Origin of the sequence: Paenibacillus sp. FSL H8-0034 (assembly GCF_038000305.1) — a bacterium.
Taxonomy (GTDB): Bacteria; Bacillota; Bacilli; order Paenibacillales; family NBRC-103111; genus Paenibacillus_S.
Window position 1 is genome coordinate 1,547,708 of sequence record NZ_JBBOBS010000001.1, and the last position, 13,092, is coordinate 1,560,799.

15 protein-coding genes are annotated in these 13,092 nt (G+C 46.4%); 5 read left to right on the forward strand and 10 right to left on the reverse strand.

Annotation, left to right across the window (positions count from 1 at the left end; all coding sequences use genetic code 11):
* The first annotated feature begins 49 nt into the window (after positions 1-49).
* On the forward strand, positions 50-202 hold the full coding sequence (locus NST47_RS07040; RefSeq protein WP_341154488.1) for a hypothetical protein: 153 nt from the start codon (positions 50-52) through the stop codon (positions 200-202).
* Between the two features lie 95 nt (positions 203-297).
* Here NST47_RS07040 and NST47_RS07045 read toward each other — a convergent pair whose 3' ends face one another.
* From NST47_RS07045 to NST47_RS07065, 5 genes are all read right to left on the reverse strand, one after another.
* Entirely contained in the window at positions 298-1,497 is a 1,200-nt protein-coding gene (locus NST47_RS07045) for a Ger(x)C family spore germination protein (RefSeq protein ID WP_341154489.1), read from the reverse strand.
* A 2-nt stretch (positions 1,498-1,499) separates the two neighbouring features.
* Positions 1,500-3,014 (reverse strand): spore germination protein, encoded by a 1,515-nt coding sequence (locus tag NST47_RS07050; protein ID WP_341154490.1) that lies wholly within the window; start codon positions 3,012-3,014, stop codon positions 1,500-1,502.
* 32 nt (positions 3,015-3,046) lie between these two features.
* A complete protein-coding gene (locus NST47_RS07055) occupies positions 3,047-4,147 on the reverse strand; it encodes a GerAB/ArcD/ProY family transporter (protein ID WP_341154491.1) in 1,101 nt (366 codons plus the stop codon).
* Positions 4,148-4,163: 16 nt separating this feature from the next.
* Positions 4,164-4,400: a hypothetical protein gene (locus NST47_RS07060; RefSeq protein ID WP_341154492.1), complete on the reverse strand. Its 237-nt coding sequence runs from the start codon at positions 4,398-4,400 to the stop codon at positions 4,164-4,166.
* Positions 4,401-4,591: 191 nt separating this feature from the next.
* Positions 4,592-5,221 (reverse strand): DUF1796 family putative cysteine peptidase, encoded by a 630-nt coding sequence (locus NST47_RS07065; protein ID WP_341154493.1) that lies wholly within the window; start codon positions 5,219-5,221, stop codon positions 4,592-4,594.
* Between the two features lie 290 nt (positions 5,222-5,511).
* On the opposite strand from NST47_RS07065, the gene NST47_RS07070 reads away from it, so the two are divergent.
* The gene (locus NST47_RS07070) at positions 5,512-5,706 is read left to right on the forward strand and encodes a hypothetical protein (RefSeq protein WP_341154494.1); all 195 of its coding nucleotides are present in this window, start codon (positions 5,512-5,514) and stop codon (positions 5,704-5,706) included.
* A 445-nt stretch (positions 5,707-6,151) separates the two neighbouring features.
* On the opposite strand, the gene NST47_RS07075 is transcribed toward NST47_RS07070, so the two are convergent.
* From NST47_RS07075 to NST47_RS07085, 4 genes are all read right to left on the reverse strand, one after another.
* A complete protein-coding gene (locus NST47_RS07075) occupies positions 6,152-6,520 on the reverse strand; it encodes a hypothetical protein (protein ID WP_341154495.1) in 369 nt (122 codons plus the stop codon).
* Positions 6,521-6,526: 6 nt separating this feature from the next.
* Positions 6,527-6,718 carry an IS110 family transposase gene (locus tag NST47_RS37135; protein ID WP_445667362.1) on the reverse strand — a complete coding sequence of 64 codons (192 nt, stop codon included), beginning with the start codon at positions 6,716-6,718 and terminating at the stop codon, positions 6,527-6,529.
* A gap of 7 nt (positions 6,719-6,725) precedes the next feature.
* Positions 6,726-6,917 carry a hypothetical protein gene (locus NST47_RS07080; protein ID WP_341154496.1) on the reverse strand — a complete coding sequence of 64 codons (192 nt, stop codon included), beginning with the start codon at positions 6,915-6,917 and terminating at the stop codon, positions 6,726-6,728.
* A 292-nt stretch (positions 6,918-7,209) separates the two neighbouring features.
* A complete protein-coding gene (locus NST47_RS07085) occupies positions 7,210-8,169 on the reverse strand; it encodes an AraC family transcriptional regulator (RefSeq protein WP_341154497.1) in 960 nt (319 codons plus the stop codon).
* A gap of 206 nt (positions 8,170-8,375) precedes the next feature.
* Here NST47_RS07085 and NST47_RS07090 point away from each other — a divergent pair, with 206 nt between their 5' ends.
* The 3 genes from NST47_RS07090 to NST47_RS07100 all read left to right on the forward strand — a co-directional run bounded on the left by NST47_RS07090 (position 8,376) and on the right by NST47_RS07100 (position 11,956).
* Positions 8,376-9,239 carry an SDR family NAD(P)-dependent oxidoreductase gene (locus tag NST47_RS07090; protein ID WP_341154498.1) on the forward strand — a complete coding sequence of 288 codons (864 nt, stop codon included), beginning with the start codon at positions 8,376-8,378 and terminating at the stop codon, positions 9,237-9,239.
* Between the two features lie 224 nt (positions 9,240-9,463).
* On the forward strand, positions 9,464-9,847 hold the full coding sequence (locus NST47_RS07095) for a hypothetical protein (protein ID WP_341154499.1): 384 nt from the start codon (positions 9,464-9,466) through the stop codon (positions 9,845-9,847).
* Positions 9,848-9,886: 39 nt separating this feature from the next.
* Entirely contained in the window at positions 9,887-11,956 is a 2,070-nt protein-coding gene (locus NST47_RS07100; RefSeq protein WP_341154500.1) for a methyl-accepting chemotaxis protein, read from the forward strand.
* Here NST47_RS07100 and NST47_RS07105 read toward each other — a convergent pair.
* The gene (locus NST47_RS07105; protein WP_341154501.1) at positions 11,922-12,896 is read right to left on the reverse strand and encodes a helix-turn-helix domain-containing protein; all 975 of its coding nucleotides are present in this window, start codon (positions 12,894-12,896) and stop codon (positions 11,922-11,924) included. The two genes, NST47_RS07100 and NST47_RS07105, sit on opposite strands and share 35 nt — an antisense overlap.
* Positions 12,897-13,092: the final 196 nt, after the last annotated feature.

A 13,092-nucleotide genomic window follows, 5' to 3' on the forward strand; every position in this document is an offset into this window, starting at 1 on the left:
CGAGATGGGTAATATACTATATCAAAGCTACAGGTGAGGCGGGCTGAATATGGATGAAATTATGAAACAAACCAGGATTAACTGGCATCATTTCATGTCCAACTTTTACTTGATCCTTCATGAACATAGTATGGACAGGGAACTAAAAGCGACGTTGATGAAAAAAGCTTATACCCATACGCTCAAAACAAGAGACTTGTAAAGGTAAGCGCATAGACATATACGCTTGGATATACGTAATAAATAAAGCTTAACAGGATTGCGTTTAGTCGCTTTCGTTAAGCTTTTTTTGCGTTCTTATTGCTTGGTTTGCTGGTCTACGGATTGTACGATCGTTCCCATACGTCTCAGTATGGTATCAACCTGCACATGGAACTCCAATTGCTTGAATTCTTCATTCCAGTCTTTGTATTGAGACCAGATTTTTGGGTTTTTTTGGTGAATAAGCTCTCCAAAACCAAAAATATCGGTTCCATATTGCTTTTGTACCTTGTGAATGGCGTTGGTAATCAATTTTTTTAATTTTTGATCGCCTTCCTCCTTCAATTTGTCGAGCACAGGCTTTTGGGTGATGTCGACATCACATTCGATGTCTGATATATTTTGCTCTATGCGGACATGGATATCAACAATCGGTTTTCCATTTTTGACCCGGGTATCCATGTGAGATCTTACATTGACAGCATCTACGGATACCCTACCACTTTCGCCTGGGCAGGAAAGATAACCAACGGTTTGATTGACTGTATTTTGCACATAGTTCAACGCTTTCGTCTCGTCCTCGTCAATCCAGCCTACCATACGATCTACCTTGAAAATAGCCATGCCTGAATACCTTAATAATGCCGGTGGCGCAATCTTTTCGACATTCAGGGTACTCTCACCAATAACCTTACTCCCGATAATTTCAACTCCGGTCATTGCAGGACTTTTACCAGGCTTGCTGAGATCCTGAATCAGCTTATCAAGCGTAATTTTACCGGTTGCGGCCCACAGCTTATCTGAGGCTTCCAGTGTTGTATATAAATTATTTGCCGGAATCGGATCCATACGGCTGAAAACCTTTAGTACCTCGGAGGCATCGGAATTTTTGGCAATAATCAGAAAAAAATCGGTCCGCATTTGCGGGTTTCTGGATATGAAATCAAGCGGTTTGCTAATTCCCGATTTTGCAAGCTCTTCCCCAAGTACAATCATACGCAAATGCGCAAAATACAGCTTGCGCGGTACCTGAACCTCCATACGTCGCAGTGCTTCAGGGAGTGTTTTACCTGATTCCTCAAAAGTGACGACTGGACTGGCATTGCTGCTAACTCCAGCTTTGGGGGCGACACGGGACGGATTCACGAGTTGAACGCTTACTTTATACTTATCGTCCACTTTATCGAGGCCAAGCCCAACAACGAGACTGATTTCATTCAATTCATTACGGTCCCAGCAGCCAGCCAGCAGGGGAATCAGCATGCCTATGATCAAACACAACGCGAGTCGTCTCATCTTTATTCCTCCTGCTGGGTAGAGCTCCTTTTTTGTCTAATCAGATTACGGGGCTTCAGGCTTTTGGGCCGGGTAATCATGCTCATCAACGGAAATCTGACGAGTGTATCCTTTTGATCCGACATGTGGAAGGGAGCAAAGGGTGACATGTAGGGGACGCCCAGTGAGGACAAGCCGCACATATGGATGACGAGCAGAATAATCCCCATAAATATGCCAAACAGACCGAATGTCCCCCCAACGAGCATCAAACAGAAGCGTATAATACGTGCTGCAATTCCCATATTGAACGCAGGAATAACAAAATTGGCTATGGCGGTTATGGAGACAACAATAACCATACCGGCAGTGACCAAACCGGCTTCAACTGCTGCCTGTCCGACGACCAATGTACCTACAATTGAGATGGCTTGTCCAATCGTCTTGGGCATACGAACGCTCGCTTCGCGGAGGATTTCGAAGGTGATCTCCATAATCAAGGCTTCGATCAGAGCAGGGAAAGGCACCCCTTCGCGTTGGCCCGACAGGTTGTAGAGCAAGGTTGTGGGGATCATTTCCTGATGGAACGTTGACAAGGCAATGTATAGTGAAGGCGTTAATGTTGCGATAACGAGACACACAAAGCGCAGTAAACGAATCAGGGTAGCAAAATCACTTCGTTGGTAGTAATCCTCGCTGGATTGAAAAAATTGTGTGAATAGTGCTGGAGCCAACAGTGTGAACGGGGTGCCGTCTACCATTACTCCTATTCTTGCCTCCATTAATCCGGCTGCGACAACATCCGGCCGTTCTGTATTGTAAATGGTCGGAAATGGGGTGTAACGCTGGTCCTGAAGAAACTCTTCGAGATAGTTGCTTTCCAGCACAGCATCAATATCGATTTGGTTGATACGGCTGCGGACTTCGTTAACCAGATCATCAGAAACCAGATTTTTTAAATAGACGAGGGCTACCTCGGTTTGGGTGACGGTGCCGATCTTGAAAAATTCGATCCATAGATGACGGCTGTTAATTTTACGACGCAGCATCGCCGTATTCCAGGAGAGTACCTCCGTGAAGCCTTCGCGGGGGCCGCGTACGACGGATTGCACATTTGGTTCTTCAACGGTACGGGCTTTTACTTGCTTGGTTCCAACTGACAGGCCGTAGGCACACCCTTCAATAAGCAGGATACTGCTGCCAGAAAGCAGTCCATCGAATAATTCCTCAAAGTGAGTGACCTCTCTCACATCACCCTCAGAAATCACGCTGACCTTGTAGTGGTAGAGAAGACTCTCAGGATCGGACAAATCCTGCGGTTCATAGGCATCAGCAAGCAAAGACTGCAGCATGATCTGTGAATTGGAGTAGCCCTCTACATATATGATAGAAGCCTTCAGAAATGTATTCCCGATCCCGTCTATTTGGAAATCCCTGAATCTGATATCGCCACTGTTGCCCAGGGTTTGCTTGATATGCTTAAGGTTGGGCTCAAGCTGATCGCTGATTGGATCGGTTATATCGTCAGATTTGCGCATAGCTTGGGAAGTCACCCCATTTCACGATCAAATTAGTTGCTGCTGTTGGCATTCTGGCGGCGAATGAGCGATACGCCGAATACAAGCAGCGGAAGTATCAGCATGAACAGAAGAGAGAAGGCCGCCCAGCTGTGGGTAAGCAGCTTGATGACAAACATCGTGCTGGGATAGCACATCGACGATAGGACAATCATTCCGATGGCAAATGGCCAGACGAACGGCTTTTCATCCTTGAAATTGAAAATCTGCGCCATACCGAGGACAGAGGCATGGAACGTTAGTGTAATCTTCATGAATATGGATAAAATCCAGAGAAACATCATCACCGATTCGATGCGTTCCAAAAACTCGCCAATGTTAATGTGCTTTGCAACCGCATAGGCAGGAAATAATTGATTGGCTGTAAGTGCAGGCCCAAGAACAAGAATACTGGAGAGAGTCATAATAATGAGGAGGCTGCCACCTATCGACATGCCTATAATAAATCTGCTTCTGCGATCCTTGGCACCAGCCGATACGTATGGATAAAACATTAGCAGCACAACCATCTCCTGCAGAGCGAGAAAATTGTAGGCACCCTTAAATACAGGCTTGATACCAAACTCCAGCAGCGGATAGAGATTGTCAAAGTGAAACTTGGGTGCGGAAGTAAGGATGAGCAGGATAAACAGCCCAAACATCCATATAATAAAGATTTCCGCCGCATGGGTATATACTTTGAGTCCTGCTCGAATAGCCATAACGATAACGAAGGTGAAAATAATTTTTAATATTTCCATCGGTGTGTCCGGCATAATTTGCGATGTCAGAAAAATCCCCATATCGCCAAGCATCAGGGAGGCAAGTATATAGAAAAAGGCTATAAACAGCAGAGCCACGAATTTTCCGATCCAGGGTCCGAGCGAGATGATGCAGTATTCGACAAATGTCTTATTCGGATATCGATTGCCAAGCGTGGCATACAGCAGCACCAGCAGGATATTGATAAAAACACCTAAGATACTTGCCATCCAGGCATCCTGCTTCGCATCGATGGCCAAACCGCCGGGCGTAATCAGAATGGAGGTGCCCACCGCGAACATAATAACGAGAATCATAAAAGAACGCGCCTTTATGGTTTCCTTTGAATCCATTATCCACACGTCCTCTTCATTCAAATACGGAATAGATCGCCTGATTTAACGGTTCAAATGTCGAATTGATCCATTCGAGTGGATTGGGTAGCGGAAATTGGAGAGCTTCCAATACACTCAGCACACCAGCACCGCACATCAGCGACAGGAATAAAGTAAGCTCTTTAAACTTGCTCGCTTTCCACAAAGCAGGGGCCTCCAATGAAGCAATGAGCATGATAACCACAACAACACCTGTTACAATCCATGCCATAGTTTCCTATCCTTTCTTGCAGATTATTGTTAATATTGTCCGAAACCAGTTTTTTTAACCAAATTGTAGCTGCTCGTTATGACAATATAAAAGCGCTAGCTGTGTTGTCTCTGCAAGAAGACAACACAGCTAGCGCGATACATCCATACTGCAGAACGAAGTCCAGGCTTATATGCTTCCTCTTGTGTTCATTAGTAGCTAAGCGTAAACCCTCTCATAATGGTGTTCCAAGCCTGATCGGAGCCTTTCCAATCACGACCGCTTGGTACATTAACCGAGCTCACTCCATCGATACCCCAATCCTCGTGCATCACCGTGTGTAAGCCGCTGGCATGATTATTAACAATAAGTAATCGGAATTTACCGTACATCAGCGTGTTCAAGGCCGCCTTGAGTTGGATCGCTTCTCTCTTGGACGTTTGTGTTCTAATAAGTACAACCGGACTGCTGTACCTTGCTGTTCTCAAAAAACGCTGAACTCGCCGATCGATCTTTCCTTTGAAAGGAGGATAAGCATCCCAAATTCGCTCGGTCGTAAGGTACCGGGGGAAATCGTGAAAGGAGACAACCTCATAAGCATTATCTCTGACAACGAAATGATCATAGGTTCTGTCAATGAGCTGGAGATGATCGAACTCCATAAAACCATAAAATCGTTTGCGAATCAGTTGGACCAGATCAGGTACGGAATCAGAAATAAACCAATCCAAGGGACCGGCAAATTGACGCAATCCCAGTCTTTGTAGTTGATGGGCCGTTTGACAGGTCGTACCTAAGCTAAGATAGGCTTTATAACTGCCCGTACAGTCATTCCATTTCATAGCGCTCACTCCTGGCCAAATAAATAAAAACGGATTTTTTGGGAAAACAGGCATACACACAAGATTTAAACCTTAAACTAGTATATAAAGGCCCAGCGGCATGTGTAACGGCTAATGACATATGACTAACAGATTTGGAAGCGTTAACAGGAGAGGTAAAGAGGAGTGAGTCTGCTTGGAGATCAACGGCTATTGTGGAGGAGCTTGGAAAAAATATATTTGGCATTTATCTTGTTCTAATCAAACCTTAATGTTGCATTGCTAATCTTGAATCTAAAGGAGTGATGAATATGACATCTTCTTATTTCAACGAATGGCTGGATGAGTATAATGATTACTTGAGACTGTATGAAATTTTTGGGGACAAGGAATATTTGGAGGAAGCGAGGGAAGTACTCGTTAGTTTGAAAGCGATGGTCATTCGCGCTGAATACCATCAAAGGTTCCTACACCAAATCATGAACGGAAGCGTCAACGCTTCCTGAAATATGGTAATAAATGTTTATCCTGGGCATATCATACCGGCATATTCCAATTATTCTAACCTGAACACGGAGAAGCAGCTCCGGGTTCTTTTTTTTTACAGTGGAATAACCAACATACTATGCTTGTTTTCAAGGTTTTGGAGGTCTGCTAGGGGATCTTTTCTAAGTCTTTTCCGCAGTAAACTTTCGTTCAGTCTACTATTCCAGCGTTCTTTTTGTTGTTTGTAATTTTCATAAGAAACAAGACTTAACCTGTTCGTCAAGTCTTCCTGTTGTAATGCATCATCAACAAGTACTACGTACTCTCCATTGCGAAGTATGTATTCATTCCAGCTCCGACGGCCTGTCATTCGTCGATGATGGGTCTTCGTCTGCCTGAAAAACCGTTCGTGATCATTGTTCGTTCGAGGTAAGTGGCCAAAATCGTAGAACGCCCAGGATTGTTTTAAGAAGGGCCACTTCTGGGATTACGGTGGCGTTTCCTCGTCAAATACCCGAGTTGCTCTTGGAATGCAAGCAGCAAGCCTACCATACTTTGCAAAGTTACCGTTTGCGCCTGGCTTCGACCCTTGCTTGAAGAAAGGCTCTGAAGTCGTGCCAGCTTTTCACGTATCCAGCTTTGACCGTGTAACCTCTGTACGGTTTCCAGAATGGTTTCCTCTGTGATCACCCTGCCGCTTAAATATTGATGCAAAACACGCAGCGCTGTTTGGGAATACAGATCATAAAACACACCTTCATACGCAGGAAACACTTGGTCAAGCAACGCCCGCATATTCAGCTTGGCTTGCACGTACATCGCTGTTATGAACATATGCTGTCACGTGAGATGCTGGAGCTCTAGAAGTTGCCCTTCACCTTTACGATGAGGCTTAACAACGCCATGGTAATACATTTCTGCTAAGTGCCATGCATCTGCGGTATCTGTTTTTACTTTTCGTAGTTGAGAACCTTTTGCTCGTTTGGATCGCAGTGGATTAATGACCATGTGGCAGAACCCACTTCGTTCCATGTAGCCACTAGCCCCCGATGATAATGCCTGTTGCTTCTAAAACGACTACTGATTCTTTACCCGTTTTCTGACGCAGTTCTCCAAGCCATTCTCCAAACTTCTCAAATCCTTCTTCCGTATGAACAATGCATCTCGATTTTCCATTCTCTACATTACGCGCGGTGAATGCTTGCGCCATGGTCTCAACCAGCTCAAACATGGTTATTGTGTGGCAGTGGGAGAACAGTTTTTTGTCCGGGGTTTTCCCCCTAAAAGCCCCCCGTTCTCCCGACTACCGCCATCTTATACCGAATCTAAAAAAAGGCCAACCAGATTTTTCCGGCTAACCTAATAATACGAAAAAGCCCTTAACAGAGGCTTTTCATCATTTTAATTAGTCATCGTATCGGTAGTTGTAAGAAAAAGACTTCGTTCTATGACGTTAAAATCAACTACCACTTCAATTCTCTGCTTATGATATGGCTCATCGGCGAAATAATCAGGGCCCCCTTTCAAGGATGCTCTGATTCTATAGACGTATGAATAGATTCGGGCGATTTTGCCTTGGCCTGATTGGCAATAGCGCGAATGTCTTTAAGCGGCGGTAGGCCGAAGAACCGTTTGTATTCTCGGTTAAACTGCGTCAGACTTTCGTATCCGACCTCGAGCGCAGTTGATGTGACATCAATATCGTCGGCAAGCAAAATTCTGCGCGCTTCCTGCAGTCGCAGCTGTTTCTGATACTGGATTGGGCTCAGCGTAGTGACAGCTTTGAATTTGTGATGCAGGGTAGAAGGGCTCATACAACCTACTTGAGCAATTTCCTCAATGGTAAGGGGACGTGTATAGTTTGCTTTGACATAATGAATAGCCCTGCTGATGCCCGCCGCTTCATGATGCAATAGCATGTTGTTGTAGAAGCGCGCGCCGCCCTCATCGGTTAGCAGGCGATAAATCAGTTCACGCTTAACGCCAGGTGCGAGAAAGGCCGCCGCTTTATTGTCAGTAGCCAACTTAAGCATCCGCTCAAGCACATGAAGGACTTCAACTCCAGTCTTATCAATATACACCCCTTCAGCCAGTCGGCTCTCTCCCAGAGCGTTAAGCTGGGCATCCAGAACAACGGATGCAACCTCGTCAGTGGTAAAATCGATTCGGAGCGCCAGGTATGGCGCCTCTTGCGTGGCTTGGGCCACTTGGCCTTTGACCGGCATATCGATGTTGGATGCAATATAATCTCCGGCTCCATAGTTGTAGGTGTGATTGCGGGCTATCAATGTTTTGCTGCCTTGAAGGATGACACATATCCCGGGCTGGAAAAAACCGTATTGAATGGTGGTCGGCTGGTCGGCTTTCAGCAGCGAAATGAACGAAATACCAGTCTCGCAAATATCGCGGTCAAAGGAATAAGCGTTGCAGATGCGTAGCATCCGCTGCAATACCACTGATCGCTCATCAGTATGATGGGACATAAGCATCTTCCTCCTCATGATTTGCCGGCGGAACGCAATCATTTTCCGGCTATTAGTTTCCGTATCCAACCCCTCGGAGTTTTAGGCAAAAATTAGACACAATCCTACTATCTCCTCAATTATAATCACCCTACAATAAGAGACACAAGGCCGTCTAGGTAAAGGCCTTTCTACTAAGTACAAGTTTAAAATAGGGAGAGGATTTCATGTCAAAGGTGTGGTTAATTACGGGAAGCGGTAACGGCCTGGGCCGACATATTACCGAGGTTATTCTTGCCAAGGGTGAACATGTAGTCGCAACAGCTCGCAATATTGAACAGCTAGATGATCTGGTTAAGCAATATGGTAGTCAGATCAGTGTCGCTAAGCTGGATGTTACCGATGAAGAATCGGCACATAGAGCGGTTCAACTCGTACTTGAAAACTTTGGACGGCTTGATGTCCTGGTCAACAATGCAGGCTACGGCGATACCCAGCCTTTCGAGCAGGTGCCGTCCGAGGATTTCCGCCGGCTTGTCGATACATGCCTCTTTGGGGTCGTGAATCTCACCCGTGCGGCGATCCCGATCATGCGCCAGCAACGAAGCGGCCATATCCTCCATATTTCCTCGGCCGGCGGTCGTTTCGCTACCGCAGGCAATGCAGCTTATCATGCATCCAAATGGGCCGTGGGTGGCTTTACCGAGGCGGTCGCAGCAGAGATCGCCCCGTTCGGGGTCAAAATGACTGCCCTCGAACCCGGCGGCATGCGCACCAATTGGGGCAAACGCGCCTTCGATAATCGGACCTTCATGCTGCCCGAATATCAAGCGTCAGTTGGCAAAGTGATAGAACAACTTGAATCCTATTGGGGTAATGAGCCAGGCGATCCCAAAAAAGTCGCCGAGGTCGTTTTCAAAGTTGCCTATGTCGAGAATTTACCCGCTCACATTCTGCTCGGTGGCGGTTCCGCCAAAACGATCCACCAAATCGAAGAAGCAAGAATGGCCGATGCCGAACGTTGGTCGGTAATCAGCGACTGGATCGATTTTTCTGAAGAAGGGCCAATGCCGGAATTGCCGACAACCTGACCACCTTCACACCCTCAAAGTTGCCATGGAATGAAACACTCGATAAAAGGATAGCAAAAACAGCACTGAGCCATGAGTCCAAGTGCTGTTTTTTTACAATATTCCTGCTTTTATTTAATATAGTTAGCTATCTCATCACCTATACTCAATGATATAGGGATTCATACCTATTCTACTGATCCTAAAGACCAATACGAGTGATATGGACAAGGAGGCCTATGTGTATGGTAAACGAAGCAGCTGTAATCTCGAAGGAAGAAGCGGTGGAGGTACTTACTCATTACATGGTACGTGTAGGGGAATTAAAACAGTCGTTAGAGGTGGTAGAGAGGGATGGAGATGGCAGCGCTCAGGCATGGATCGACCTTACAGAGAAATATGCTTTGATCGAAAATGATATTAGAAAACACTATGCATACATAAGCTCAGGGGGAACCTTTGGCATGAAAGCCGCTTTTTTTGAAGCTGCGATTAAGGATATGTATGTAAGCCTGACCCATTTGAACATGGATATGAATGCCAAGGATGCTGCTCCTCAGTTGGGTCGTGTACTGGTCGAAATCGACGGTTATTCGAGGTTTTGGATGTCGTACTCCAATAGAATCTAGCTTAAGGTGGGGAATCGGGTGATTAAGCAGAGAGTGTTGATGCAATTTACAAGGATTCAAACCAAATTCCTGGTATTTATGCTTCCCATCCTTATATGTTTGACCTTATCTTTGTCGTGGATCAGCTATACATTCTCGCAAAATATGATCACCCATGAGATCGAAGGCAAGATGAACAATCAATTGCAGCAAACCATTCACGATATTCAAAACAAGCTCTCATCGCACACCCGAATCCCGCAAACTGTGGCCAGATTGGTAGAAGCACGGGGAATGGCGTGGAATCCACAGGATTATAAGGCCATGCTGTTGAATATTCCCTCCTTAAATCCCGATACGCTGGGTGTTGGCGTCTGGTTTGAGCCCAATCGGTACAAGCCGGGACAGCCATACTTTGGACCCTATGTGTACAAGGATGGGGATGAGGTGACCTATACCGATCAATATATGACCGCGGAGTACGATTATCCCAGGACAGAGTGGTACCGCAATGGTATAAATTCCAAAGAAGGCGCGATTTTTACAGATCCGTATTATGACGAGACGATCAAGACAACGATGATTACGGCAACCGTCCCTTTTTATGATGAGCGCAAGCAGTTTCTCGGCGTGACCACTGGTGATATCAGCTTGAACAGCATGCAGCAAATGATTAAGGAAATTAAGGTCGGTGAAACCGGCTGGGCTTTCCTGATGGATAAAACGGGCAAGCTCATCGCCGAGCGGGATGCGCAGAAGGTGATGAAGGACGAGTTGTACAAGGATGCCAATCCTTCTTTGGCTGCTCTGGGCAAGAAGATTATGGAGGACGTGAAGCTCGGCGGCTCCAGCGGATTTCAAGGAGGCTTTGAGCAGTCCGGCAAGCAGGTTCGGGTGTTCTATTCGATCATTCCCGAGACTGGCTGGAGCTTAGCACTCGCGATACCGGAGCAGGAGCTGTATGCTCCATTGAATAGCCTGCTGCAGCGGATGCTGCTTGTGATTGTTATTGCGGTATTGGTCATGATCGGAGCGATTATTGCCTTCAGTCGTTATATTACGACCAACATTCACAAGGTGAATGTGTTATCGACCTCGCTTGCCGAAGGGGATTTCAATACTAGGCTTGAGATTCGTACGAAGGATGAATTTGAACAGATGGGACATAACTTTAATCGTACGATCGGAGTTCTGAAAGGGATGATGGTTCAGATTTCGGTCTGCTCGCAAGAAGTCGCTACCCAGGCCGAGCAGCTGAAGCAGGGAGCGATGGAGACGAATAAGGCGACGGAGGAGATTGCTACCTCGATTCAAGGTGTTGCCGAAGGTACGGAGAAGGAAGTCCATATTATCGGCAATTTGAAGCAAATGTCTACCGAGGTTTCCCTGGGTATGGAGCAAATTGCCGGTAGTGTTGAGCTGGTCAGTGAATCGACTTCAACCGCGATGGCAGCTGCGACAGCAGGCAATGAATCGTTATATGAGTTGATTCGTCAGATGAACACGATACACGGCACGGTTCATGAATCATTTCATAGTGTTAAGCAGCTGCAGGATAAGTCACAGCAAATCGATGATATTGTGAGCATGATCACGACAATTTCCAGGCAAACGAGCATGCTTTCGCTGAACGCTGCCATAGAAGCGGCCCGTGCAGGTGAGGCGGGAAAAGGCTTTGCTGTAGTAGCGGGAGAGGTGCGCAAGCTGGCTGACCAGGCTGCACAGGCAGCGAATCAAATCAGAGACGTGATTACGGAAATTCAGGGAACGATTCAGCAAACGGCACAGAGCATGGAATCGGGCAGGCTGGCAGTCGCCGCTGGCATGGAGAAGGCCGGACATGCCGGTAATTCGTTCGGGGATATTGTGGACGCGGTGAATAAAGTATCACAACAAACTGAGGAGGTGTCGGCTGCTGTCGAGGAAATTTTCTCAAGTACTGAGAATATGGTCCATGAGATGGATGGAATTGTTCATTTGGCTCGTGAAACTGCAGATAATTCGGGATATGTAGCCGCAGCCGCCCAACAGCAGACTGCTACGATCGAGCAGGTTGCTTCGTCAGCAGGTACTATTTCCAGGCTCGCTTATGAGCTTAAAGCCTTGATGCTGCATTTTCGCTACGAATAGTATTTCCAGCCAGAGTAGAGGGAGCAAGCGATTCCTGATGGTTATTACCTAACTTGGGATCGATTTGCTCCCTGTATTCGCTTGGTGTGATATCGGTCCATCTTTTAAATTGGCGGCTAAAATGGGGGCTTGTTCGATACCCGAGCATCATTGCAATATGATCCACGGACAGATCGGTTTGTTGCAGCAGACGTTTGGCCTCGTTCAACAAAATTTCAGACAAATATTTACGTGGAGCTTTGCCATACACCTGATGAAAAATACGATTGACCTGGGAGGTGCTCATATTAACCGATTTGGCGATATCCTGCACCCAGGTCCGTCCATTTTCGTGAATTTGCCCATGCAGCAGCAGGGTTTGTACGGAGTCCTCAATCTGCTCGGCAATTTGACTGGCCATGACTTCTTTTTTGGTCAGCATGACATTATCGGATTGCGATAGCTGGTCAATCAGGCTTCCAAGCAGATCAAATACAGCGGAATGAACCTTCATGCTTTTCGAGGTGGACAAAATCGAGCTTTTGATCTCGATCGACAGGTCATAAAGGGTAGATAATGCAGGCTGAATGCCGATCGCCAGCGGTGATGCAGCCGGATAATAGGTCGTTTGGTGATGCTCCAGCTCCTTGGAGAAAATACGGTCAATGACACTGAAGTGCACGCAGAAGTAAGTGAAGCCCTGCGGTCCGGACGATTTGCAGGAATGGGTAACCCCTGGCCGAATAAACAGAATGTCCCCTTCGGTTTGTCGATAAATGTGCCCATCTACGACCATCTCCATCTCCCCGTCAATGACCCAATGAATTTCGTACATTGGATGCTCATGAGAAGGGTAGCTCCAGTGCGAATCGACCTTCCGTCCATGCAGACCCATGAGTTGAACGGTAATTCGCAGATCAGGAAGCCGTCCCAGCTCAAATTCATCAGAATAGCTTTTCATCCTTACGCCCCCCCGTTAATTCCGTTATTTTCAGTTTTATGCAACAGGTTATACTAGTATATCACCGAATTTGATCAGAGGAAAATGCGCGAAAAGGGTAAATTGCAGCCACGATTAGTGTATCGTCATTCATTAAGGTTAGTGGTATGTTAGTATTACTACTAAACAAGGGAGGGTATGACAGCGGTCCGGAGCA

Coding starts and splice junctions, on each gene's coding strand:
- NST47_RS07040 (WP_341154488.1), top strand. CDS start 50: ATGGATGAAATTATGAAACAAACCAGGATTAACTGGCATCATTTCATG.
- NST47_RS07045 (WP_341154489.1), bottom strand. CDS start 1,497: ATGAGACGACTCGCGTTGTGTTTGATCATAGGCATGCTGATTCCCCTG.
- NST47_RS07050 (WP_341154490.1), bottom strand. CDS start 3,014: ATGCGCAAATCTGACGATATAACCGATCCAATCAGCGATCAGCTTGAG.
- NST47_RS07055 (WP_341154491.1), bottom strand. CDS start 4,147: ATGGATTCAAAGGAAACCATAAAGGCGCGTTCTTTTATGATTCTCGTT.
- NST47_RS07060 (WP_341154492.1), bottom strand. CDS start 4,400: ATGGCATGGATTGTAACAGGTGTTGTTGTGGTTATCATGCTCATTGCT.
- NST47_RS07065 (WP_341154493.1), bottom strand. CDS start 5,221: ATGAAATGGAATGACTGTACGGGCAGTTATAAAGCCTATCTTAGCTTA.
- NST47_RS07070 (WP_341154494.1), top strand. CDS start 5,512: ATGACATCTTCTTATTTCAACGAATGGCTGGATGAGTATAATGATTAC.
- NST47_RS07075 (WP_341154495.1), bottom strand. CDS start 6,520: ATGTTCATAACAGCGATGTACGTGCAAGCCAAGCTGAATATGCGGGCG.
- NST47_RS37135 (WP_445667362.1), bottom strand. CDS start 6,718: ATGGAACGAAGTGGGTTCTGCCACATGGTCATTAATCCACTGCGATCC.
- NST47_RS07080 (WP_341154496.1), bottom strand. CDS start 6,917: ATGTTTGAGCTGGTTGAGACCATGGCGCAAGCATTCACCGCGCGTAAT.
- NST47_RS07085 (WP_341154497.1), bottom strand. CDS start 8,169: ATGTCCCATCATACTGATGAGCGATCAGTGGTATTGCAGCGGATGCTA.
- NST47_RS07090 (WP_341154498.1), top strand. CDS start 8,376: ATGTCAAAGGTGTGGTTAATTACGGGAAGCGGTAACGGCCTGGGCCGA.
- NST47_RS07095 (WP_341154499.1), top strand. CDS start 9,464: ATGGTAAACGAAGCAGCTGTAATCTCGAAGGAAGAAGCGGTGGAGGTA.
- NST47_RS07100 (WP_341154500.1), top strand. CDS start 9,887: ATGCAATTTACAAGGATTCAAACCAAATTCCTGGTATTTATGCTTCCC.
- NST47_RS07105 (WP_341154501.1), bottom strand. CDS start 12,896: ATGAAAAGCTATTCTGATGAATTTGAGCTGGGACGGCTTCCTGATCTG.